The sequence below is a fragment of the Nostoc sp. CHAB 5836 genome (assembly GCF_020829445.1).
Lineage (GTDB): Bacteria > Cyanobacteriota > Cyanobacteriia > Cyanobacteriales > Nostocaceae > Nostoc.
Genome location: NZ_JAIVFV010000041.1, coordinates 12,052 through 36,367, shown reverse-complemented (window position 1 = coordinate 36,367; position 24,316 = coordinate 12,052). Strand labels below are relative to the sequence as shown.

Sequence of the window (24,316 nt, the reverse complement as noted above, 5' to 3'; positions counted from 1 at the left end):
TTAGATCCCTCCTAACCCACGCCAGTCGCTCCACTTGGCGAGACCCCTGTCCCCGCGCCTTACAAAGGTAGGTATTTTGTATTTGGTCATTTTTTGACTATTTCACCCGATTTAAAAATCCTGAAACGACCAAACCACGTTAAATAGTTGATAATTTTCTCAACTATTTTCGATATTCCAAAAAACCTACCCTTGAAAGGGGGATCTAGAAGTGCCTAAAATTACAGCCCACCACTTTTAGAGGTTGTTTGAAAAGTTTTTCACTGTGACTTTAGGCACTTTTCGATCCCCCCTAGCCCACGCCAGTCGCTCATGGGGGAAACCCCCATGCGCTAAAGCGTCTCCCCTTGGGAGAAGACCGCGCTGGCTCCCCGATAAATTGGGGGAAGAATCAAAGTCCCCCAATTTATCGGGGGATTTAGGGGGATCTAAAACGTTTTGTTCCCGACAAGAGGACTTTTAAAACATCCTCTAAATGGGAAGCTTAATCATAAACTCTGAACCTTGTCCTAATACTGAATTTACCTCCAGAGTTCCTCCATGTTTTTCGACAACAATTTGACGGGCAATTGATAATCCTAATCCTGTGCCTTGACCTACGGGCTTGGTGGTGAATAAATGGTCAAAGATTTTTTGCTGGACATCAACTGACATCCCTACGCCATTATCTTTAATCCGAATCAAGATATGATTTTTATCTTCAGTAAGATTGGTCTGAATCAAAATTTGATTAGGATTTGCTTGTATTTCAAAATAGGTACGTGCTGTATTAGACTCCTCTAAAGCATCAATAGCATTAGCTAACAAATTCATAAATACCTGATTTAGCTGCCCGATAAAGCATTCTAATTCTGGCAAATGGTCGTAATTTTTAGTTACTTGAATATCGGGTCGATCCTCCGATGCTTTTAAGCGGTGTTTGAGAATCATGATTGTACTGTCTATGCCATCATGAATATTGCAACAAACTTTGCGATCGCTATCTGCTCGAGAAAAGTTTCTCAGACTGCTACTAATGTTGCGAATGCGCTGAACACCCTCTTTCATTGAGGAAATTAAGTTAGGTAGATCCGCAAGCATATATTTCAAATCTATCGCTGCAATTTGCTCTTGAATTTCTGCAACTGGATTAGGATAATACTGCTGATAGAGGTTAATGATGTTAGCCATGTCTTGGAAATATAGTGAAGCGTGTCCAAGATTGCCATGAATGAAGCCAACTGGATTATTAATTTCATGAGCAACTCCTGCTACTAATTGACCAAGGGCAGACATTTTTTCTGTCTGTACAAGCTGAAGTTGAGACTCTTGTAGGTCTTTTAATGCCCTAGACAATGCTGCTGTCCTTTCTGTAACTCGTTTTTCTAAAGTTTTCGTAAGATTTCGTAATTGAAGATGGGTTTTAATTCTAGCTAATAATTCTTCTTCATGAAAGGGTTTGGTAATGTAATCAACTGCCCCCATGCTAAGACCCTTTACCTTACTATCAGTATCAGAATTGCCTGTCATAAAAATTACGGGAATATCACAAGTTGCTAAATTTTCTTTCAGCCTTTTACAGGTTTCAAATCCATCTATTTTCGGCATCATTACATCTAGTAAAATCAAATCAGGTAGTCTATCCTCGACCTGTTTAATTGCCCTTTGCCCATTGTTTTCTGTAATAACGTTAAAGCCCACATTAGTTAATATGTTAAAGACAATTTCTAAATTGGTAGTAGTATCATCAACCACTAAAATTAAACTCTCTTCTGGCTCATAAAAATTTTTCATATCTGGCTTGTAATTCATATATTTAAATTAATCTTACTCCTTGTTACTTATCCACTATTTACCCTGGGAACGATCGCAGCTAAGTCACCTCTACTTTGTTCACACACTGACTAATAAATTTCCGGTCTGACAATCCTATAGTTCCCAAAAACTCTGATAACAGCAACATTCCCACACTAAATTGCCCTATGGAACCACGGGAGCGATCGCTAGGGCATAGAGATTAACCACCAATCTTCACTTCCACGTGAGTTAAAGATCATCTTTCATCAAGGCGATCGCTCTGAAATTAGTCATTAGTACCCTTGTTTTTTATAAATGTAGCGCTAGCCCCAAACAATATTCTTGATACCATAAGTTCACTTTTTTAGTTAGTCAACAGCATTTATCATGAATATTCAGAGAAGTAACTATTTCTACAAGAAAATATAATTCCAGATATTTACGGTTAGTTTTTAATAAAAAATATTCAAGAATAGCTAGATAACTCTTGAAATATTCATCTATGTTTAGACATTATAAATAGTCACGGAATTATGCTTATACAGCTTTTTATGATGTTGGGCATTTGTGAATTTATAAATAACTCATAGCCATAGAAGTTTCAATTGTTTGCTCAATTATCTTTGTTTTTCCGCAACTCAATTTTTTCAGCACTTTTAAATAATAGAACTCTTGTGAAGCAATTACTTTGCCCTGATTTATACTGCCCATTTCCATCCCAGATCAATAAGCATATTGATGTTCTAGAAGAGTACGCTCTTGAATGGGTACTTCGCTTCAATCTCTTGGCCAATGAATCAACTTATAAGCGTTTTTGCAAGTCTAAATTCTTTTTCTTAGCTGCATCTGCTTACCCCGACAGTAATCTTGAAGAACTGAAGATTGCACATGACTGGCTGAGTTGGGTGTTTATTTGGGATGATCAATGCGACCTATCAGATTTAGGAAAAAAACCTAAAGTTCTAAAAGTTTTTCATCAGAGGTTTCTGGAAATATTAAACGGGGCACAAGTTACAAACCAAGATATAGCCGTGACTGTTGCCTTAAATAATCTCAGAGAGAGGACGCTCCAAAAAGGTAGCTTAACATGGTTCAATCATTTCATCTGTAGCTTTGAGAAATGGTTACAGGGATGTGTTGAAGAAGCAACTATCCGCGCACGGGGAATCGTACCAGACCTTGACACTTATATGATGATACGTAAATCAAGTGTAGGCGTCGATGCTTTTTTAGCACTGACTGAATTTTGCCATAATTTGATGATTCCCAATTATTTACGAAAACATGAAAAATTTATCCAAATGCAATTTCTTACAGGACATATTATTGCCTGTTGTAATGATATTTTTTCTGCATCTAGAGAAATCTCAAACGGCGATGTTAATAATTTAGTATTGGTACTGCATGAACAATTTAAAATTCCTCTAAACCAGGCAGTTAACCGTGTAGCAGAGATTCACAATACAGCCGTACAAAAAATGGTGGATTTAGAAACATCTCTTCCAAAATTTGGAGAAGAAGCGGATACTGAAGCTGCAAAATTCATATTAGGAATGCACTACTGGATACGTAGCAACCATGATTGGTATTCCCAGACAGGTCGTTATCAGAGTCTAGAAGGACTGGAACTAACACGAAATTAGATGTGTTGCTGATTGTGGGGATGATTTTTATAGAGGCAATTCATAAATTGCCTTTATAAAAAAAGTTGATGAATATGAATTTCTGCCCTTTGGTGGTGGTGTCCGTCGTTGTATTGGCGAGGCTTTGGCTATATTTCAAATGAAGCTAGTATTAGCAACCCTCTTGTCACACTATAACTTGGCATTAATTGATCGCCGTCCAGAGCGGCCTCAGCGTCGAGGTTTTACTCTTGCACCAGCAGGTGGAGTCAAGATGGTAATTACAGGGCGACGTGCGCGTCAAAAGTCTTGAGTGAACATGACAACTACATCCGTATCCTAAGCTGATGCGCAGTTAGTTTTGAGAGTTCATAATAAGAACTAAAGTTTTTACTATGAACTTGCTTACCCATGAATTTAAACTTGACTGATTACTAGTACAGCACGGCGGAAATCCAGCTATCATCTCAATATACATCTGGTAGAAATTAAATATGCGTTATCCAGAACCTTTGTAGAGACGTAGCACTGCTACGTCTCTACATTCTTTGTCGGAGATGTCTAATCTGACAATTCAGGTTATGTGGAAAAGTCCACCAAAAACCTAACCCCCTTCCCGGATCGGGAAGGGGGAAAATCAAAGTCTCTCTCCTTAAAGGAAGAGAGAAATAGAAGTGAGGTTTTCCAGATGACCTGAATTGTCAGATGTCTAATAGATGTCTGACTGTTGCATTGGGATCTCAATCACAAACTCAGTCCCCTTTCCTAACGTGGAATCACAGGTTAAACTACCCTTGTGTTTATCCACAATAATCTGATAGCTAATCGACAACCCCAAGCCCGTGCCACTTCCTACCGGCTTAGTGGTAAAAAATGGGTCAAAAATTTTCTGCTGCACCGCTTTTGTCATACCAGAACCGTTATCGGCAATCCCAATTATCGCCGTATTAGAATCTGTTAATTCAGTAAAGATGTGAATTTGTCCTACTTTATGAGAAGCTACAGACGCGTCTATGTCCTTTTTTATGTCATTTACCAATGATGGATCACCAATGGCAAATGACTCTTCTAAAGCATCGATCGCATTACTCAGGATATTCATAAACACCTGATTGAGTTGACCAGGATAACAAGTAACTTCCGGCAAATTCCCGTATTCTTTGATAATTTCAATTTCCGGAAAATCACTCTTTTCTTTAATCCGGTGTTGTAAAATCATTAAGGTGTTGTCTATTCCCTCATGAATATCTACAGGCTTCATTTCAGATTCATCTATACGAGAAAAGTTGCGTAAGCCTAAAACAATATTCCGGATACGCGAACTCCCCACTTTCATTGAATCTAGAATCTTTGGCAAATCTTCTGCTACGAAATCTATGTCAATCTCCTCAGCTTTCTCCTGAACTAAAGGCGAAGGATGGGCATATTCTCGCTGATAAACTGCTACCAAATCCAGCAAGTCTTTGACATACTCACTAGCATGATTAATATTGCCATGAATAAAGTTAATCGGGTTATTGATTTCATGAGCAATTCCCGCCACCATTTGTCCCAAAGAAGACATTTTTTCACTTTGAATCAATTGGATTTGGGTCTGTTGCAATTCCTGTAGAGTTTGTTGTAAACAGTGATTTTTGTCGTTGATTTCCTGCGTTCTTTCCTGGACTTTTTCTTCTAGAGTATGGTTGTATTCCTCCAAACTTTCTTTAGCTTGTGCCAAATTTTTATAGAGGATAGCATTCTCTAGGGATATTGCTGCTTGAGTGGTGAGTAGTTTGAGAACTTCCATGCGATCGCGTGTAAATGCTCCTGTAGTCAGATGATTTTCTAGGTAAAGAATCCCAATCAATTTACCTTGATTTAAAAGAGGTATAGACAACAAACTCTTAGGTTTTTCACTAATAATGTAGCTATCACTTGCTAGAAAATAAACAGTGATTGCATCATCAATAACTAAAATTTCTCTGGAACGTTTAACGTAGTTAATTAAGGTAATAGGAACATCGTAGCTTGACTCAAGGCAAGTTGATGGAAACTCAGTGTAGGTATGCTCAAAATTTGAACTTGAACAAACTGCCGTCACAGTTAATGCTAAGTCATCCCCTTCGCTCAAAATTAAAGCGCATTTAGAGGCTCCGGCATTCTCCATCACAACTTCCATTAAAGTAGAAAGTAGTCGCTCAAGCTCGATTTCTCCAGAGAGGGCTTGAGATGCTTTAATAAATGCGGCTAAATCCAGAGAGTCAGAAATACTTGTCCTTGAGCCAATAACAGTTTGTTGATTACTCAGGGTAGATAAAGATGATATAGATGTGCTATCGCAAGAAGTACTTTCTTCGCTGGAATGGATACTCAGTTTTTCTTGCTGAAATAGAGGAGCCAGTAATTGGGGATAGCGTTTTGCTAAATCGTCAACTTTGGCTAATGCTCCCCAGCGAATATAGCTATAGTAAGCATCTGTTAGGTAGGTTTGGGCAATCTTATGTTTACCCCATTCTAAATAGAATTTGGCAGTAAGTTCTTGAGCTAGGGCTTCTTCATTAATGTACTCATGTTCTTTAGCAAGAAAGATGGCGCGATCGTAGAATTCCATTGCTTCAAGATATTGACCACTAATCCGATAATATTCAGCCTCGACAAGATAATATTTGTGTAAATAATTCATCGGAGCATGATGTGCCCAATGCTCCATTTTTTGTTGATTCGCTTGAACTTTATTCAGAATGCACTTTTGCTCATAATCTGATGCATCAGGGTATACAGCCAGTCTTGCTAGTGAATCATACAAGTAGAAAAGAGGAGTCACTAGCTGTCCTATTCCACCTTGTAAATACTTTTCTGCTAAAGTAGCATTTTCCAAGGCCAAAGGATATTTCTGAAATAGGTAACATAGATGTAGTTTGCTTACATATAAATAGAAAATTCCCATGACATCATTGGTATCAAGGTAAAGCGGTAGCATTTTTTCTTCGTCATAAGCTTCACCAATTAAATGACAGGGATTTGCTACATTTCCTAGCAAATTTAAGACAGACTGTCGATGGATAGTAATCCAGTTAAAGATTGTTTTTTGGTTAATTTCTCTGATGACATTGCTGTAAGTTGCAATCTCACGTTCTAGCCCTGAGAGTTCTTCGCCAATGAAATATGAAGAGTAGGAATAAGCATTAAGATAATAGGCTGTATATTCTAAATCTCCTATTTCTATTCCAGCAGAGTAAGCCTCTAGTAAAGGTTTTAATATTAGCCTGGTGTGTTGCTTCCAATGCCAGATACTTGTATAAAATACAAGCATAATCTTAGCTTTAACTTCTTTAGCATTGAACTTATCTACCAAAGTTGCAGCTAGTTTACCAAATTGATAGCTAGACTCAATATCTCCTACTAACCCGGTGAGTATTAACCCGTAATTACTATAACCAAAGGCAGATAAAGGAGCATTCCCATGTTTGAGCGATAATTCGATTTGTTTTAGAACAATGAGCGGAAAAAGTTTAGGTGCAACTGTATAGGTGACAGAGATTGCAGTCGATATTATCCGCATTATTGCCAGAGCCTGAGCTTCGATCATTTCCGGCAAATTAATTAAGTCCTCAATGGGCCTCCCGTTGAGATTTGATGTTAACTCTGCCATTGCTAGCTGAATATCTGACTGGCCTGGATGCTCAGGAAACTCCACTCCCAAAAGTTTCAAAAAGGTTAGTGCAGTATTTACAGCCTCCAGTGCTTGGTTCTGCGCTCCATAAGCCTGAATTTTGACTTCATAAACTTTTACTTTTTCTAGCAGTGGTTTACGTAACAACACCACTTCTGCTAATTCCTCCATTTGTTCAAAGTTGCCAGCTAGGTATGCTGCCTCTGTCGCAGTCTCATATAAAGCCAGGGTAAGATGATGTTTTGTCTCCCAGCTATCATTTGCCAGCAGTTGGATGCCGGTAGTTAAATACTTAACAGCAGCCGGATAAGCTGTTGATGCTAAAGCTTTACGTCCAGCAATTAGATTCATCTGGGCCAGTTCATCTCGTTTAGCTTCATGGGAGATGAATTCCACTGCGATATTAAGCTGATTAACAAGCTCAAAAATCTTTTCTTCCTGTTGTGCAACTGGAATATTATTCAATAACAGTAGCCCAATTTTTAAGTGAATTGGCTTTTTTTGTTCTTCAGGAATCAAAGAATAAGCGGCTTGCTGCACTCGATCATGTACGAATTTATATTTAGGTAGCTGTAAATTAGAACTGGAAAATTCTATAGATTCCATCCGATGAACAATGAATTCTTGATCGGTATGATCTTTTGAAAATATGTTGTAATTTTCATTGTGTGGTAAAACTAGCCCGTCAAGTAATGCTTGCCACAAATCTGATGCTGTATCTACTACAGATTTTTCATTAACGATCGCCAGAGTTTTTAAGTCAAATTGATTCCCAATACACGCAGCCAGTTTCAGAACTTTTTGGGTAGATGTTGGCAATTTTTCTATTTGCAGGGCGATAAATTCTACTACATCATCGCTGAAAGCTAATTCTTTGACTTTTGAAATATCATACTGCCAATAACCAACATTCACATTTAATACAATTAGACCGTCATCGTATAAAGACTTAAGGAATTGAACGGAAAAGAAGGGGTTGCCTTTAGTTTTAGCAAATACCATCTGAGTCAGAGGAACGGCAACTACTTCAGGACAATGCAAGGTATCAGCAATGAGATGATTTAAATCACCCTGCTTTAACGGAGCGAGGGTAATCGTATTAATGATTGCTTTTGCTTTTTCAATCTCCTGTAGTGTCAAATAAAGCGGATGTGCCTGGGAAACTTCATTATCTCGATAGGAACCAACTAATAATAAACCCCCCTTGGTTTCCCGGATATTTTCTGTCTCTTCTGAGAGAGAAGACAACCGACTTTCACAACATATTAATAACTGAATTAATTTTAAAGAAGCTGTATCTGCCCATTGCAAGTCATCAAGAAATATAACTAGAGGATGATCTTTGCTCGTGAAGATTTTGATGAATTTTTGAAACAATAAATTAAACCGATTTTGAGCAGCACTGCCAGAAAGTTCTGTAACTGGAGGTTGCTTACCAATAATCTGTTCGAGTTCAGGAATTACATCAATAATTACCTGAGCTTGTGTACCCAATACCCGCAGAATTTGGGCTTTAAATTGTTGAATTTTAGCATCAGTTTCCGAGAGGAGTTGACCAATTAAGTCTCGAAAAGCTTGCACCAATCCTGATAAGGGAATATCGCGTTGAAACTGGTCAAATTTTCCTTTGATGAAATAACTACGCTGTCGCACAATCGGTTTGTGAACTTCATTGACCACAGCAGTTTTGCCAATGCCAGAGAAACCCGCAACTAATATCATTTCTGTTGCCCCCTCTGTCACCCGCTTAAAAGCAGCGAGTAGAGTTTCAACTTCACTTTGACGACCATAGAGTTTTTCGGGGATTACGAAATGGTCTGAGATGTCCCTCACACCTAGTTGAAAAGGTGCAATATTTCTTGTTGTTTGCCACTGGCTTTGGCACATCTCCAAGTCATGCTTTAACCCCAAAGCACTTTGATAGCGGTCTTCGGCATTTTTTGCCATCAGCTTGCTGATGATATCAGATAAAATTGGCGGAATATTGGAGTTAATTCGACTGGCTTGTAGCGGTTGTTTAGCAATGTGAGAGTAAATCAACTCCATCGCATTTTGGCTAGTGAAGGGTAACTGTCCGGTGAGGAGTTGAAAGAAGCTGACACCCAGGGAATAAAAATCAGTGCGGTAGTCGATACCTCGGTTCATCCTTCCGGTTTGTTCTGGGGAAATGTAAGCGAGGGTGCCTTCTAAGATGTTGGGATTCGTGACAAATTGAATTTCTCTTGGTAGGAGGGTGGCAATACTGAAGTCGCTGAGTTTTATTTCATCTGTGGTAGGGTTTATGAGGATGTTGGCAGGCTTGATATCTTTGTGAATGATGCGTAGGCCCAGCCCGCCGTAGGCATCGCCATGCAGTCCTTCTAAAGTAGAAGCAATTTTAATCGCGATGGGGAAAAACTCATTAAGGGAAAGCCAGTTTTCCTTCTTCTCCTTGTCCTCTAATCGCCATTTTTGGAGGGAAATGCCGCCAAAATCTTCCATCACTAAGACGTAGCTGTTACGGTAGTTTTCTAAGTTATAGGTTTTGACTATCCCAGGAAGATCAAGGTTTTTGGTGATGATATATTGATTTCGGAACTGGGCGATTTCCGCGAAGGTAGGATATTCATTCCGCATCAATTTGAGAACAACTGACTTTTGGTCTTGTTCTCTAATGCCCCGATAAACTAGGGTTTTACTACCTGAGTAAATTTGCTCAGTAATCCGATAGCCAGGAAAGGCATACAATGTATTTAATACTACTTCCATTGCGGATTATATTCATAATTATTCTCTCTATGGCTTAGTATTCCCGTAGTATAACTAGCAATATCATAAAATCAGATTTTTTTGTTTAATTGCAATGAGAATATGTAAGTAAGTTGCGCCCCTACAAATAGATATCTCTAGAAATTAATTATTCATTGCCTGAAACCCTTGTAGAGACGTAGCAGTGCTACGTCAAAACAATTCATTTTCAAAGATGTCCGCTTTTAATCGGACACCCGTTATTAGAGACGGGGTATTTTCGGCTGCGATAATAATAACGAACACAAATGCTACTTGATTTTTTGTTTAATAAAAGTCACAATCTGAGTTAGCTGTTTCTTCAAAGCATCAATTTCTGCTTGCATTTTGACAATTTTATCGTTCAACGCATTAATTTCTGCGTCGGAGGCCCCTTCGGTACTAGGAATTGCGATCGCAGTATTTGCAGCACTAAGTGCGATCGCAGTATTTGCAGCACTAGGGGCTGCTGCTGTACCATTGGCGATACCAGAAGTTGTAATTATGCTATTTTTGACAGCAGTTACTGCTCCTACGGAAACTAGTTCTGGGCGTGGTTGTTTCGCTTTGGCCATAGCTAGCTTAATCGCGCCAATTAGTTGCTTTTGATCAAAAGGCTTGCCCAGAAACTCAAAATATTCAAATGGTTCTGGGATTTTTTCAGTCACTTCTTCCTTGCGACCAGACATGATCACCAAAGGAATTTTCCTTAACTCTGGGTCGGCTTGAACTTGCTGGAAAACTTCCCAGCCACTCATTTTAGGCAAGAGAAAATCCAGCATAATCAGGCTGAGTTTTTCCTGAAGGATGAAATTTAGTCCTTCCAAACCGTCTTTTGCTTCCAGTACCTCAAAATTGCCCGGAGGCAACATTTCTCGTACTTTTACTCTGACAACTGTAGTGTCATCAATAACTAAAATCTTGTTGCTTGCCACGACTGTTTGCTCTAACAGAAACTTTAAGTGTAAATAGCGGCTTTGCCGGTTGTCCTTGAGAATCCTCCCACTATATACAAAATTTCTAGCAATTGGGGGATAGTATATTTCCGTATAAATTACATTGCTAGAGGTGTTTTGCAAAACTTTTGCTAGCGCTGTTTTCAATTTGTGTCATGGTGATATTTATATAGCGCTTCTCAATTGCATGGAATACAGACCTAACCCCCAGCCCCTTCCCTACAAGGGAAGGGGGGTAAGATTCAAAGCCTTGTTAATTGACAGACCACTACTATATATCCGCATCTTGCTTGGATGTCTATGATTTCGTCACAACAAGCCGAACTAAAGTCTGAAATTACGGCAATGCCTAGCTGGTTACGTCGCCCTATTGGCAAAGCCAGTGAAATCTCTACCGTACAACGCATTATTAAGCAGCGCCAAATTCACACGATTTGCGAAGAAGGGCGCTGTCCCAACCGGGGAGAGTGCTACGCTCAAAAAACTGCAACTTTCTTACTAATGGGGCCTACTTGCACACGCTCTTGTGCTTTTTGTCAAGTAGATAAAGGTCATGCACCAATGCCTCTTGATTTAGAGGAGCCCCAAAAGGTAGCACAGGCAGTGCAGCTTTTAGGATTGCGTTATGTGGTGCTAACTTCTGTAGCCCGTGATGACTTGCCCGATCAGGGTGCAGGGCACTTTGTGGAGACGATCGCCACTATCCGCCAGTTGAACCCAGAAACTCAAATTGAAGTGCTGACCCCAGATTTTTGGGGTGGTGCTGGTGTTGGAGAGTCAGGTCAACGCCAGCGTATAGCCATGATTGTAAAAGCCAAACCAGCTTGTTTCAATCACAATATTGAGACAGTGGAACGGTTAACTGGGCCAGTACGCCGGGGAGCTAAGTATGATCGCTCACTCTTAGTACTGGCTATGGTCAAAGAAATTGATTCGACAATTCCCACCAAATCAGGTTTGATGCTGGGACACGGAGAAACACTTGATGAAGTCGTTGAAGCAATGGCTGATTTAAGGGCTGTGGGGTGCGATCGCTTGACTATCGGGCAGTATATGCGTCCAACTCTTGAACATCTCCCCGTCCAAAAATATTGGACTCCAGAGGAATTTGATCAACTCGGCAGATTAGCATGGGAAATGGGATTCAATCATGTTCGTTCTGGGCCTCTGGTTCGCAGTTCCTATCATGCTGGAGAGGAGGGAGTGGGGGATGAGCGGATGAGGGGATGAGGGGGATGAGGGAGACAAGGGGGATGAGGGGGATGAGGGGGAATTATTGAACAAGTCTCTCCCCTCTTCCTTGACACCAATGCTCTTCTTCATGCCCCATGCCCAATGCCCAATTTTCAACTTCTCACAAATATTCTTAAAGAATTTGGGTATTTGGTACGCCAGTTTGGTATTTCTTAAAAAGTCCTGACATTAGGAGAATCGCATTATGACTGCTAAAGCTAAGAATTCCGCCGTTGCCGACAGTGGAGCTAAACCTCCCTACGCCTATCGCACAGGCTGGGCACTGTTCTTGTTAGCTATCAATTTCCTTGTAGCAGCCTGGTATTTCCACATTATTGAGTAATTAGAAGTGGAATGGTGCTGCTCAAATCGTTCCTTTGAATAAACCTTTGGGACGAATGAGCAGCACCAAAATCATGATTAACAGTGCTACACCTTGTTTATACTGTGAACCCAGCCAAGGGGTGCTGACTTCTTGGGCGATGCCAATAATAAAAGCTGCTGCGATCGCACCGTAAGGGTTGCCAATCCCACCAAGAATTACTGAGGTAAATAACGGTAAAATTAAGAACCATCCCATATTGGGACGCACGGCTGTAATCAAACCATACATACTGCCGCCTAATGACGTAAGAGTGCCAGCAATTAGCCAAGTCCAGAAAATTACTCGGTCAACATTGATACCTGAAACCCTGGCTAAGTCCAGATCGTCGGCAACTGCTCGCATCGCCTTACCAATTTTGGTATTTTGCAACAGGTAATGCAGCGCCAAAATTGCTAGTACCGCCAACCCCAATACCAATAATTGATTTTGCGGTATCTTTAAGCCAAAGATATCTAAAGCTGTGGTAACAGGTAAATTATAATTTTGGTTCTTGCCACCCCAGATAAAAATAATCCCATTACGAAGAAATAAGGCAAGTCCGATAGAAATAATAATCAGCGTAGTGGAACTAGCACGGATAGAGCGCATCTTTGACCACAGTAACTTTTCCGATAACAGCATGGCTGCTACTGTTCCCGCCGCCGCTAGGATCATTGACAGCCAAATATTAACTCCAATAGTATTTATCAGCCAGGTGAGATAGGCTCCTAAAGTTAAAAAGTCACCATGAGCAAAGTTAGATAACCGTAAAATTCCATAAGTAAGAGTGAGTCCGACTGCGGCTAGAGCAATAATGCTACCCACCGCAATCCCATTGACGATTAGTTGGGCAAATTGTATATCCATAAGTCTTAAGTTGCTTTTAAAAAAATTTATATCAGTGGTTAGAATAATTTTTTTGTTCTAGCTGCTAAACTCGACATCATAAGCTATGGTTTATAACAACATAGGTTATGGTTGATAAATAAAAAAGAACTATCCGCTAATATACATAGAATCCTTTTGGGATTTTTATGCGAAGCTAAATTTGTTCAGCTGTCTAGTTGACCATGCAGCAGTACTTAAGCTTACCAGACCAAAACTCACAGATAGATGCAACGCCAAAACTTTTGACAACAATTGAGCAACTTAGCGCCAAGTTGTGGCTGGAGAGCAGCTTGAACCAGTTGCAAAGTCGCCTTAATGATTGCCTGCTTTCTGCTTGTAACACTCTCCCCCAGGCAGGAACCGCACAAGCAGAAATTTTCCAAACAGTGGTTAACGAGATTAACAGTGCTGTTCACAGCAGTGATCTGGCGCTGACAGATTGTGCCGTAGGTATCGCTCTGTTTCAACCACAACAAACTGTGGCCACAGTTTGTTATGTTTCTCCTTCTCCATCCCCAAACTCACAACCTCGATTTCTAGAAGTGCTAACAGCAGAAAAAAAGCTGCTGTTGAGATTGCAAGAGGTCATAAAACTCGAAGATTTGCAACAGCTTGAGAATCAACAACTACCGAGCGCTTGGCGGCTAGCTGATGATTCTGGCAGCGTTATGGGCTGGCTAATTATCGCGGCTGCGCCCCTCAGATCTGATGGTGAATCGCTTATAGAATCACTTGCTCAACTCAGATCACAATTGATGGCAAGGTCTGCTAACTACTGTAATACAGCGTTGGCACAACTTAGACGCATCTTATTTTGGCAGCAACAGTATCAACAGTTAAGTAACTCTAATCAAGAATTGGAGCGAACTAATAAACTGAAAAATCAGTTTCTGGCAAACACCAGCCACGAAATTCGCACACCGCTTAGTTCTATTATTGGGTTTACCCATCTGCTTTTAGCCTCAGGATACGAACCAACTAAAGAACGCCAGCTAGAGTATTTGAATATCATCCAGTCTAGCGGCAAGCACTTGCTAGCTCTGATTAATGATATTTTGGATCTCTCTAAAATTGAAGCAAATCAGCTAGAAGTGCAGTGGGAAACAGTAGATGTGCCACTGCTGTGTAGCAATGTTTTGGCACTGGTGAAAGAGAAAGCCGCTAATAAGGGTTTGAAACTGTACCTAGAACTTGAACCCGATATTACAACTCTAACAGCCGACCCATTACGACTCAAGCAAATGCTGTTGAATTTACTCTTCAACGCCCTAAAGTTTACAAGTATTGGAAGTGTTGGGTTAGAGGTTGCTCCCAAAGGTGTATTTGTGCATTTTACAGTTTGGGATACCGGCAGTGGCATTTCCCAAGAAGACCAAGTTCAACTGTTTGAACCTTATTTTCAAATTGCCAAGGCCGCAGCTGGTGGTGTTGAAGGTACTGGTTTGGGTTTAGCAGTGACTCGAAAACTCGCCCAAATTCATGGTGGTTTCGTGAAAGTGGAATCTGAAGTAGATCGCGGCTCTCGTTTTACTCTTGTACTTCCCTTTAAACAAGGGGTGGGGGATGAGGGGGATGAGGGGGATGAGGGGGATGAGGGGGATGAGGGGGATGAGGGGGATGAGGGAGCAAAATACTGTTTATTTCCTCTGCATTTGACACCTAGTTGCTCTGTAGATATTTTGCTGGTAGAAAATGACTTGCTCAACGCTGATTTGATGCAAATTTATCTACGTAAATTGGGATATCGGGTAACTTGGGTTAAGAGTGCTGCCGAGATGTGGGAAGCTCTAACACGTGAGTTAGATCCGGCGGTGATTTTAATGGATGTTTATCTGGCAGATGGAAATGGCCTTAACTTGGTGCAAGAACTGCGAGGAAATCCGCAATATCAGACGATTCCGGTAATTGTTCAAACAGCAATGGCAATGAAAGGCGATCGCGAAACTTGTCTAGCAGCTGGAGTAAATGAGTATATTTCTAAACCGATTGATTTATTACTTTTAGCCCGTCTGGTGGCCAAGTACAGCAAACCGCCAATCTAAAGCGAAATTTGTTCAGTCGGCGGAGTGTCAAAGAGTATGTATAATATCGTTAATTTTAAAGAACAACATAGGCAGGCTATATTATCATTTCAATGAGCCATAGGAATACATTTAATAATCTGCTATAAACCAATACCCTTGGGTTAAGGCTAAAACTCTCAGTAAAAGTCAGTTTTTTTAACGAAGTTTGGGGGTTTAAGTCAAGAGTCTCTGTGCTGCTGTTTTTACTACAATAGGATTTGCAGAGTGCTATAAGGTTTTGGCAGGATTGGGAAATGATACTGATAGAAAAATTGGAGCAATTAAGAGCTTTATTTACGGAAATGGAGCAGGCGTTGATTGCCTACTCTGGGGGCGTTGATAGCACTTTGGTTGCCAAAATTGCTTATGATGCGTTGGGCGATCGCGCTTTGGCTGTCACGGCTGTTTCTCCTTCGCTATTACCAGAAGAGTTGGAAGACGCTAAAGTTCAAGCTGCAACCATTGGGATTCGTCATCAAATCGTCCAGACTCACGAGATGGAAAATCCCAATTACACTTCTAACCCTGTCAATCGTTGTTATTTTTGCAAAAGTGAGTTGCACGACACTCTCAAACCTTTAGCTTTAGAGTTGGGTTATCCTTATGTAGTGGATGGGGTAAATGCCGATGATTTGCATGATTATCGCCCAGGAATTCAGGCGGCTAAGGAAAGAGGGGCGCGATCGCCTTTAGCAGAAGTGGGTGTCACCAAAGCTGAAGTTCGCCAATTTTCCCAACAACTCGGTTTAACTTGGTGGGATAAACCTGCTCAACCTTGCCTCAGTTCGCGCTTTCCTTACGGTGAAGAGATTACTGTCGCTAAGTTACAACGAGTCGGTAGAGGAGAAATTTATCTGCGAAAGCTTGGTTGGCAGAATTTGCGTGTGCGATCCCAAGGGGATACAGCACGTATTGAATTACCACCAGAACAAATTAAAGATTTTGTCTTGACTAACGATTTACAAAAAGTAGTTTCTGCATTTCAAGATTTTGGATTTATCTATGTAACCTTAGATTTAGAAGGTTATCGTAGTGGTAAGTTGAATCAGGTTTTGAATCGGGAAGCCTTGGGCGTTAAATAATTCGTAATACCTCGACTTACTTACGATGTCGCTCAGTACAAGTCGCTACTTCGACGCCGCTCAGTACAAGTTCGTAATTCGTAATGACGCTCTCTAGGAGACGCTAAAAGGGTAGCTTGCTTCCCCGCAGGGGTACGCGGACTGCCTAACGCTGCGTTCGCGGAGCGTCTCGTAGAGAAGACAGTAATTACGTTTTATAACGCAATACAGTTCAGTTAAGGCTAAAACTCTTTGCAAAAGTCAATTTTTTAACGAACCGCAAAGGACGCAAAGGACGCAAAGAAAGAGAAGAAAGAGAACAAAGAAATGCTTAACTGAACTGTATTGTTTTATAACGGGGATTTAGCTTAGTACAATATTTCATAAATTCGTAGCGAATTCTCTTTGCGTTCCTTTGCGCTTCCCTTTGCGCCCCTTTGCGTTTAAATTTCAACCCTCAATTCACCACGAATTAATGCTGCATCTGTACTTAGGGACTTGCATGAAAATAAAGTATCAGTAAACCGAGTTTCAACTTTGCTCAATTCTCGACGGCTGAGGGTTGAGCGCAGCGATGCACTGTCGTCAAATTACGATCGCTCAATTCTGACGCTGAGTGAGTTGGTATTCTATCTGCTGTAGTGCCGATTGCCACACATCATATCCCTCTTGAGACAGGTGCAACCCATCTGTGGTCAACTCTGGGCGCATATTGCCTTCCATATCCGTAAACCAGCTATAAATATTTAGATAATTAGCGCCTTCTTGTTTGGCAATCACCGTTAGTTGGATGTTGATGTGACGAATACGACTATTGGAAATTTTTGCTAGGCGAGTAGGCAAAATTGATTGGACAATGATTTGAGTTTGGGGGTGAGTTTGCCGTAAACGACGGACAATCCGGCGATAATTACGCAAAATTACTTGATCACTAGCACCTTTTCGTAAGTCGTTAATCCCAGCCATGATGTAAATCACATCTGGCCGCGTTGCCGAAAATGCCCCCAATCTTTTTAAAACGCCACTAGAAGTATCTCCAGATATGCCTTGATTTAGCCACAATTTCCCAGTAGGCAGTTTTTCTCTAGGAAACCACATACTCAAAGAATCACCAACTAAGATACTTAGATGATTGACACCTTGACCTTGAGCGATCGCTCTCGCTTCTAAAGCGAGTAAACTTTTCCAGTCGTCATAAGTTAGTTGACGTTTCTTGATCGACTCCCACAATGATTGCAAATTATCACTATCTACGCGTGTATAAATCTGACCTGTTTTCAGAGCCGCCAATCTTTGGTAGTAAAGTTGATTGCCAGATGTCAGTGAGAGACCAGCTGTTTGGGCGCTAGAGTTGAGTGATGACTCTGTTGGCGCTGGTAATCCCTGAGTGCTGAATTCTGGTACGCTAGAGACGTTTTTCTCATCTACTGTTGGCTGCGAACTTTTTACGGTTTCCAACCCTTGACCGCTAAGTTTTGGTAAGGAGAGATCAACGCTCTTGATAATTTTTGTACTGACTATTGCCTGCGAACCTTGTTTTAAATCCCACAGGGATCTAGAATTTTGTGGCAGGACAATGGACAGATGTGGAAGAGCCGATGCTGGTATTGCCAATCCTGTTAACAAGCCTGCTGCCAACAGATAAGGGTCCTTCATCGCTTTCTCTCTCCTCTACTCACTGTTTTTCCCTATGACAGGATTATTTGCCTGTATTCAGGAAAATTTTACTTTGGTTAAGTTATTATTCTTATTTACACTGTATAGTTCTGTAAAGCGTGTTAAGGAGAATATATTTGACAATTTACGATCTCTTTAAAGTAGGGTTTTTGCGGTGGTATAGAAGTCTTATTTGTGAGAATACTTCTACTGAAAGCACTGTTTTCATCAGCCGACCACTTTCCCAAAATCAGTTGTCCCAACGATTGCGAGTCTTTGCAAACTCGGCAATTAGTAACTGATTTTGGAGGATCTCAGAAGAAAGGTTTTTGCTTTTGATGCTGCTATTATCGGAAATAAGTATAAGATTTCAGGTTTTCAGATTTCGGGAAATTGTGGCGATCGCATGAGAATTTGCTAAAGCGAGAAGCAACAATTGGCGACAAGCAGTTACTCTCAGCACTCTTTACTCCCTAAGTGCCGATACATAAGCGCACTATCCGAAAGAAATTGTCCCAGTTTAAATTTTCAATCGCTTACTATCGCTGTAGCAGGCAATTGAAAGCATGAATAGTAGAATCAACAACCAGTAATACACCAAAACAGACCATAAGGACTTGCAAAATTATGGGAAACCACTTCGCTATTTGTCTATTGATTCTTTCAAGCAGGACAGCACTTTTGTTACCCATCATGATGTAAATCCATAGCAAAACAATAAGTGGCAAGACAAAAATTAAGTTATAGAAGCCTAATACACCCATGAGTTTTAGCAGGTTTAGCTTTGCTCCAGCAATCCGCTCAATGGCAATGATATAAGGTAATGCTGTAGGAACATCCCATAAAGTGGCAACGGCACCCAAGACAAATGTACTCATTGGTTTGAGCGATTTCGGATGTTTTATAGTTGCTTGTTTACCAAAGGATTGATTGAGTGTGAAACCAACGATAATCAGTATAATACCGATAATAAATTGGATCACATAGATAAATTTATCAGCACTGTTAATCACATTTACAATTACCTTACTAAAACCAAGGGCAATCAATAAGCCAGCAGTCCAATATCCAGCAATGATTCCCAAGATAAAAGTTATAGAACGAACCAGAGGTTTTGGTGTAATTAGCAGGTAAATTTGAAGTGCTGTTGTAGTTGGGTTAAGACTATCAACAGCAGCGAGTGGTATCAGGGAAATTAAAAGTGTATTCACTGACAATACCTTATCATTGGTGTGCAAACTGAAAAATCCTCTGTGCATCGATACGGGAATGATGCACAGAGGATTTTGCACCCGATTCTCCGCTTCGCTGCGTCAGTCTCAACTTTTCTTTTTTAACTGGACAAAGTACTATTCGATAAATAACGCGATGTCGGGAGCAGTGCGATTTTGTTAGGTGCTAAAAATTAGAGGCATAAATCACCCAATTTAATACTGCGTAGGCGTAGCCCGCCGTACGGATTGCAGCATATTACATTCATTTTCAAAAGTTTGTGATTTACTGATATTTGCAAAAGTGACATAAGTAGAAGGCAGCTATGCTGAAGGTAAAAGCTGATCAGAAGCTGATTTCATTGGTTGGCATTTTATGTTTCATTGTGTCTACTTACTCCCAAATTCAAAATCTGGCATTGCATATTTGCATGGTGATATTTCTCACGCACAGAAAATGAGGAGTTTTAGTTTTCAATACGTAAAATTTCATCCCTTGATTCAGCAACGCCCAAAAGCCCATTTGTTTAAACGACTTGTCACCTCGTCAGCGTTGATATAGTGTCAAGAGATTGCCTTAACTGCTCTTGCAATCGTTGTCGGAGGATGAATTCGGCAAGGGCTAAATCAACAGGCGTTGTCACTTTCAAGTTCGTCTCTTCTCCTTGGACAATCTGCACAGGCAGCTGGCATTGTTCAAACAAGGTAGCATCATCTGTTACCTCCCAACTCTGGTAACGACCTTTATCATGACATTGTTGTAGTAGCTCCACTTCAAATCCCTGAGGGGTTTGGGCAGCCCAGAGTTGACATCTATCTGGTGTATTAGTAATCACATTTGTTTGTGGCTCTACAATTTTGATCGTGTCTTTAACAGGAACCGCAGCAATCAAACCTTGAGAATTCAGAATTTTAACAGCACATCGGTCAAACAACTTTGGTGTCACCAAACACCTAGCTCCATCGTGAATTAACACGCGTTCTGCCATTGGAGGTAAGGATTGTAAACCATTATAGACTGAATCCTGGCGGGTTGCTCCCCCTAAAATAAAATGCACTGGCTTAGTTAGCGACAAGTTTGCCACAATTTCTTGAAAATCTATTAAGTCCTCTGGCTGACAAATCACGCCTATCCAGTGAATCTGCTCAGAAGCCTCAGCTGCCTTGAGTGTCCAGGCAATTATAGGTTCATCTAACAAAGTGAGGAGCAGTTTATTTCGACTACTCCGCATTCTACGGCCTTGTCCTGCGGCTGGAATTAGTAAGTACATAACTTATCCTATAGAAATAGGGTTTAATATCGAATAGTACAAAGCCCGGATTTCTCACCACACCTTTTAAAGCCTGCGTTTGTGCAGGGGAGAAGTAATAAGTAATAAGTAATGAGTAAGAAGTAAGAAGTAAGAAGTTTTTACTCATTACTCATTACTTATCTTCTGCTCCATCAAACGCCTTGAGCTGGTGAGAAATGCGGCAAAGGTAAAGCCCTGTTAAAGTAGGGTGTCGAAGGCAGATTTTTACCCACACCTTATTCAATTAGAAGATACTAACAAGGCTACAGTATGGGCAGCAATCCCCTCTTCTCGTCCGACAGAACCTAGTTTTTCATTGGTGGTTGCTTTAATGCCCACCTGTGAGGCTTCCAGTTCCAAAACACTTGCGATTCGCGCACACATTGTTGGGATATAAGGTTTAAGTTTAGGACGTTCTGCCACCACTACAGAGTCAATATTACCGATTTGCCACCCTTGCTCCTGTACCAAGTGATGAACTTTAGTTAGCAAAACTAGACTATCAGCACCTGCCCATTCTTGATCGGTGGGTGGAAAGTAATGACCGATATCTCCCAGGCTTAAAGCTCCTAACATAGCATCCATAATTGCATGGGTCAGTACATCAGCATCACTGTGACCTAATAACCCCATTTCATGGGAAATTTCTATCCCTCCTAGAATCAAAGGGCGACCTACAACTAAACGATGGATATCGTAACCGTTGCCAATCCTAATATTCATGAGCCTATTAAATAATTAAACTTTTTCTCAAACAAAAAGAGAGGCAAAATAAAAAGCTGGATGTCTAAATGCTAAACAGAACTTTTTAGACTGCAATCATTGTCCGTTTTAAAGTCTGAGAAGCGGTAACAACTTCTTGTCTAGCCCATTGATCTGCTGCAATAATGTCGTCAAGAGTTGGGGACGAGCAGTTGTGAACTTGGTAGCGATCGCACGCCTGTTCAATCAAACACGGAATATCTAAAAACGGAATTCTTTTTGACAAGAATAAAGCTACAGCCTCTTCATTCGCAGCATTGAGTACTGCTGGCATACAACCTCCATCTCGACCAGCAGCATAAGCTAGTTGCATACAGGGATACTTTTTGTGGTCTGGTGCAAGAAAGGTCATCTCGCCTACCTTGACTAAATCTAACTGCTGCCAAGCAGTGTAAATTCGCTCTGGCCAAGACAAAGCATACAGTAAGGGCAGGCGCATATCGGGCCAGCCTAGTTGCGCCAACACTGAGGTGTCTTGCAGTTCGATCAGAGAATGGATAATGCTCTGGGGATGTATGACAATTTCAATATGGTCATAATCAATGCCAAAAAGCCAGTGAGCCTCGATGACCTCCAATCCCTTATTCATCAGAGTGGCGGAATCAACTGTAATTTTGCGACCCATTGACCAGTTAGGATGCTTCAAGGCATCAGCAACAGTGACTGTTGATAACTTATCAACAGACCAATCCCGGAATGCTCCTCCAGAAGCAGTCAGCATCAAACGCCGCAGCCCTCCATCTGGTACTCCCTGCAAACACTGAAAAATCGCTGAATGCTCTGAATCTGCGGGCAATAACTTTACACCGTGCTTTTGTATTAAAGGGAGGACAACTGGCCCCCCTGCAATCAGTGTTTCCTTGTTTGCCAAAGCAATGTCTTTGCCCGCCTCAATTGCTGCAATTGTAGGTAATAGCCCTGCACAACCCACAATGCCAGTCACGACAATTTCAGTTTCGTAGTAACGAGCCACTTCAATGACTCCAGCTTCTCCTGCTAAAAGAATCGGTTGGGGATCTAAGTCGGCGATCGCATTTTTTAACTCCGGCAACTTTTGTGTATTACCGATAGCTACAATCGCAGGTTGAAAATCACGAATTTGTTGAGCCAGCAATTCTACATTCTGTAAAGCGGCTAATCCCACAATCCGAAAGTCATTCGGATACTGGTTAACAATATCGAGAGTTTGGGTACCGATAGAGCCTGTTGAGCCAAGGAGAGATATTGCTTTCATAATAAAATTCCCAATGCAATAATTGTTGTCTAGTTTTAATACCAATTCTCTGTCACAGAGAGAAAGAGAAGGAGGAAATGCTTAACCCAAGTGTATTGATTTATAAACTAGCTGCTGTAAGAGGGTAAACTTCTTGTAATATTTCAGCCAGTAATGCTTCTAACTTTCTGTATAACTGGTATTGATTTCCATCATTAATTATGGTTATGTCTGCCATAGCAATTGGGCCTCCTTTTTCAATCCTTTCAATTTCCATGAAGTCTCTTCTCTCTGCTTCTGCAATTTTTAAAGGTCTTTCATGCCTAAACGTGAGCCGTTCATACCTGAGAGACTTAGGAGTGAAAATTGCTACAACGAGTAACTCCTTTTTAAATTCTATTTTGAGAGTTTTGTACTCGCTAAAACTATATAAACCATCAATCACAACTAATTGATGCTCTAACAGCGTTGATTTAATTATTGGTAAGGATAGTTTGGCACAGACATCCATCCCATACTTTTGTCTAATTTCTTCTCTCACTATTTGTTCGTTTTGTGGGGTGATTGCTAAACCTCGTTTTTCAACTTCATTCATAATAATTTCCCCAAAATGAATGATCGGAAAACCATTATTCTTAAGATACCCAGCTACCACGCTCTTTCCTGACCCTGGCATACCAACGATCGCAATGATTCTAACCATGTGTCCTCCTTGAGAAAGTTAAAATTCACAACTTAGTTATCAAAAGATAAAACACGAATACTGGAATTTGTAAATTGCGAAATCCAAAGTTCTAAATCAGGGTCAGAAATAGCAGCGTTTACAGCTTCAACAACTTGTTGCGCCTGAGCCTGCGATTTGGTTAAAGCAAACACAGTTGGGCCAGAACCTGACATTATTCCGGGGCATCCCAAGCGTTGGAATTCCTCTCGCAGTTGCTGCACCTGAGGATATGTTGGCAGTACTACTCGCTCTAGGTCATTATGAAGCAATTGGTAAATTTGCATCTGATTTTGGCGAGCAATTGCAGACACGATTTTTCCTGAGTATGCTCCTTGGTCAGGATGTCCTGTCATAGAAGTATTTGACACATTGGAGTGCAGATATTGATGACGATACGTCTGGTAAGCCCAAGCTGTTGAAACCGAAAGACTGCGGTACTTTGCTAATACCACATAAAAATTATCTATTGCTGGTAAAGGAGTGAGGTACTCGCCCCGTCCTGTTGCCAGTGTTGTACCACCAACAATACAGAAGGGTACATCTGATCCGAGTAAAGACCCCAGGTATTGTAATTGTTTGTGATTGAGTCCTAGTTCCCACATCAAATTTAGCCCAACCAAAACCGCAGCAGCATTTGTAGAACCTCCAGCCAGTCCCGCTCCAACAGGAATCCGCTTGTGAATTGTAATATCGACACCGCCATATTTGGCAAAAGCGTGCGGAAAGTGCTTTGCCATGACAGCTACCGCTTTATAAGCAAGATTACGATGGTCTTGAGGTACTTCTGGATGATTACAATACACCTGGATAGTATTAGTTTGAGTTGATCGCAGGTCAATTTGATCTGCCAAGTCAATACTTTGGAGTACCATTAACAGATCGTGGTAGCCATCCGGGCGATCGCGAATGATCTCCAAATACAAATTGATTTTTGCCGAAGCAAGTAAGGAGCAAGAGCGCATATATTTTTCTACTAAGGTTGTAGTTGATATGGTGGAATTGTTAGTCAGTAGAAAGGTAGTGCGGTAGACAGCTAACCCATAAACCACACACAACCTTTTTGGAATATGACCC

Annotated in this window: 16 protein-coding genes and 1 pseudogene; 6 read left to right on the top strand and 11 right to left on the bottom strand. The window is 40.9% G+C overall.

All coding sequences use genetic code 11. The features are described 5' to 3' along the window. Nucleotides 1-471: 471 nt before the first annotated feature. Nucleotides 472-1,791 carry a response regulator gene (locus tag LC605_RS10965; protein ID WP_229547576.1) on the bottom strand — a complete coding sequence of 440 codons (1,320 nt, stop codon included), beginning with the start codon at nt 1,789-1,791 and terminating at the stop codon, nt 472-474. A gap of 590 nt (nt 1,792-2,381) precedes the next feature. Between LC605_RS10965 and LC605_RS10960 the strand changes: the two genes are divergently transcribed. Beyond that, nucleotides 2,382-3,419, top strand: coding sequence for a terpene synthase (locus LC605_RS10960; RefSeq protein WP_267868494.1), 1,038 nt, complete (start codon nt 2,382-2,384; stop codon nt 3,417-3,419). Nucleotides 3,420-3,471: 52 nt separating this feature from the next. Next, a pseudogene (locus LC605_RS10955) lies at nt 3,472-3,711 on the top strand (cytochrome P450); the annotation flags it as partial. A gap of 396 nt (nt 3,712-4,107) precedes the next feature. Here the strand turns inward: LC605_RS10955 and LC605_RS10950 are convergent. Both LC605_RS10950 and LC605_RS10945 read right to left on the bottom strand, forming a co-directional pair. Then, nucleotides 4,108-9,801 carry an ATP-binding sensor histidine kinase gene (locus LC605_RS10950; RefSeq protein WP_229547575.1) on the bottom strand — a complete coding sequence of 1,898 codons (5,694 nt, stop codon included), beginning with the start codon at nt 9,799-9,801 and terminating at the stop codon, nt 4,108-4,110. 290 nt (nt 9,802-10,091) lie between these two features. Then, the gene (locus tag LC605_RS10945) at nt 10,092-10,754 is read right to left on the bottom strand and encodes a response regulator (RefSeq protein WP_229547586.1); all 663 of its coding nucleotides are present in this window, start codon (nt 10,752-10,754) and stop codon (nt 10,092-10,094) included. Between the two features lie 321 nt (nt 10,755-11,075). On the opposite strand from LC605_RS10945, the gene lipA reads away from it, so the two are divergent. Beyond that, on the top strand, nt 11,076-12,005 hold the full coding sequence (gene lipA / locus LC605_RS10940; protein WP_229547585.1) for a lipoyl synthase: 930 nt from the start codon (nt 11,076-11,078) through the stop codon (nt 12,003-12,005). A 208-nt stretch (nt 12,006-12,213) separates the two neighbouring features. After that, on the top strand, nt 12,214-12,351 hold the full coding sequence (locus LC605_RS10935) for a photosystem I protein PsaX (RefSeq protein WP_229547574.1): 138 nt from the start codon (nt 12,214-12,216) through the stop codon (nt 12,349-12,351). 21 nt (nt 12,352-12,372) lie between these two features. On the opposite strand, the gene LC605_RS10930 is transcribed toward LC605_RS10935, so the two are convergent. Continuing rightward, nucleotides 12,373-13,239: a branched-chain amino acid ABC transporter permease gene (locus tag LC605_RS10930; protein WP_229547573.1), complete on the bottom strand. Its 867-nt coding sequence runs from the start codon at nt 13,237-13,239 to the stop codon at nt 12,373-12,375. Between the two features lie 203 nt (nt 13,240-13,442). Between LC605_RS10930 and hrmK the strand changes: the two genes are divergently transcribed. Continuing rightward, nucleotides 13,443-15,302, top strand: a complete 1,860-nt coding sequence (gene hrmK / locus LC605_RS10925; RefSeq protein ID WP_229547572.1) for a hybrid histidine kinase/response regulator HrmK — start codon at nt 13,443-13,445, stop codon at nt 15,300-15,302. A gap of 275 nt (nt 15,303-15,577) precedes the next feature. Next, nucleotides 15,578-16,405: an ATP-dependent sacrificial sulfur transferase LarE gene (gene larE, locus LC605_RS10920; protein ID WP_229547571.1), complete on the top strand. Its 828-nt coding sequence runs from the start codon at nt 15,578-15,580 to the stop codon at nt 16,403-16,405. A gap of 579 nt (nt 16,406-16,984) precedes the next feature. Here the strand turns inward: larE and LC605_RS10915 are convergent. The 7 genes from LC605_RS10915 to ispE form a co-directional block, all read right to left on the bottom strand. Beyond that, complete coding sequence (locus LC605_RS10915; RefSeq protein WP_229547570.1) at nt 16,985-18,040, bottom strand: SGNH/GDSL hydrolase family protein; 1,056 nt, start codon at nt 18,038-18,040, stop codon at nt 16,985-16,987. Between the two features lie 539 nt (nt 18,041-18,579). After that, nucleotides 18,580-19,332 (bottom strand): GAP family protein, encoded by a 753-nt coding sequence (locus tag LC605_RS10910; protein WP_229547569.1) that lies wholly within the window; start codon nt 19,330-19,332, stop codon nt 18,580-18,582. Nucleotides 19,333-19,790: 458 nt separating this feature from the next. Next, a complete protein-coding gene (gene ispD / locus LC605_RS10905; RefSeq protein ID WP_229547568.1) occupies nt 19,791-20,522 on the bottom strand; it encodes a 2-C-methyl-D-erythritol 4-phosphate cytidylyltransferase in 732 nt (243 codons plus the stop codon). 261 nt (nt 20,523-20,783) lie between these two features. Next, the gene (ispF, locus tag LC605_RS10900; RefSeq protein ID WP_229547567.1) at nt 20,784-21,266 is read right to left on the bottom strand and encodes a 2-C-methyl-D-erythritol 2,4-cyclodiphosphate synthase; all 483 of its coding nucleotides are present in this window, start codon (nt 21,264-21,266) and stop codon (nt 20,784-20,786) included. A gap of 85 nt (nt 21,267-21,351) precedes the next feature. Continuing rightward, nucleotides 21,352-22,539 (bottom strand): 1-deoxy-D-xylulose-5-phosphate reductoisomerase, encoded by a 1,188-nt coding sequence (locus LC605_RS10895; RefSeq protein ID WP_229547566.1) that lies wholly within the window; start codon nt 22,537-22,539, stop codon nt 21,352-21,354. A gap of 100 nt (nt 22,540-22,639) precedes the next feature. Then, the gene (locus LC605_RS10890; RefSeq protein ID WP_229547565.1) at nt 22,640-23,221 is read right to left on the bottom strand and encodes an AAA family ATPase; all 582 of its coding nucleotides are present in this window, start codon (nt 23,219-23,221) and stop codon (nt 22,640-22,642) included. A 32-nt stretch (nt 23,222-23,253) separates the two neighbouring features. Continuing rightward, nucleotides 23,254-24,204, bottom strand: a complete 951-nt coding sequence (gene ispE / locus LC605_RS10885; RefSeq protein WP_229547584.1) for a 4-(cytidine 5'-diphospho)-2-C-methyl-D-erythritol kinase — start codon at nt 24,202-24,204, stop codon at nt 23,254-23,256. Between the last annotated feature and the right edge of the window lie 112 nt (nt 24,205-24,316).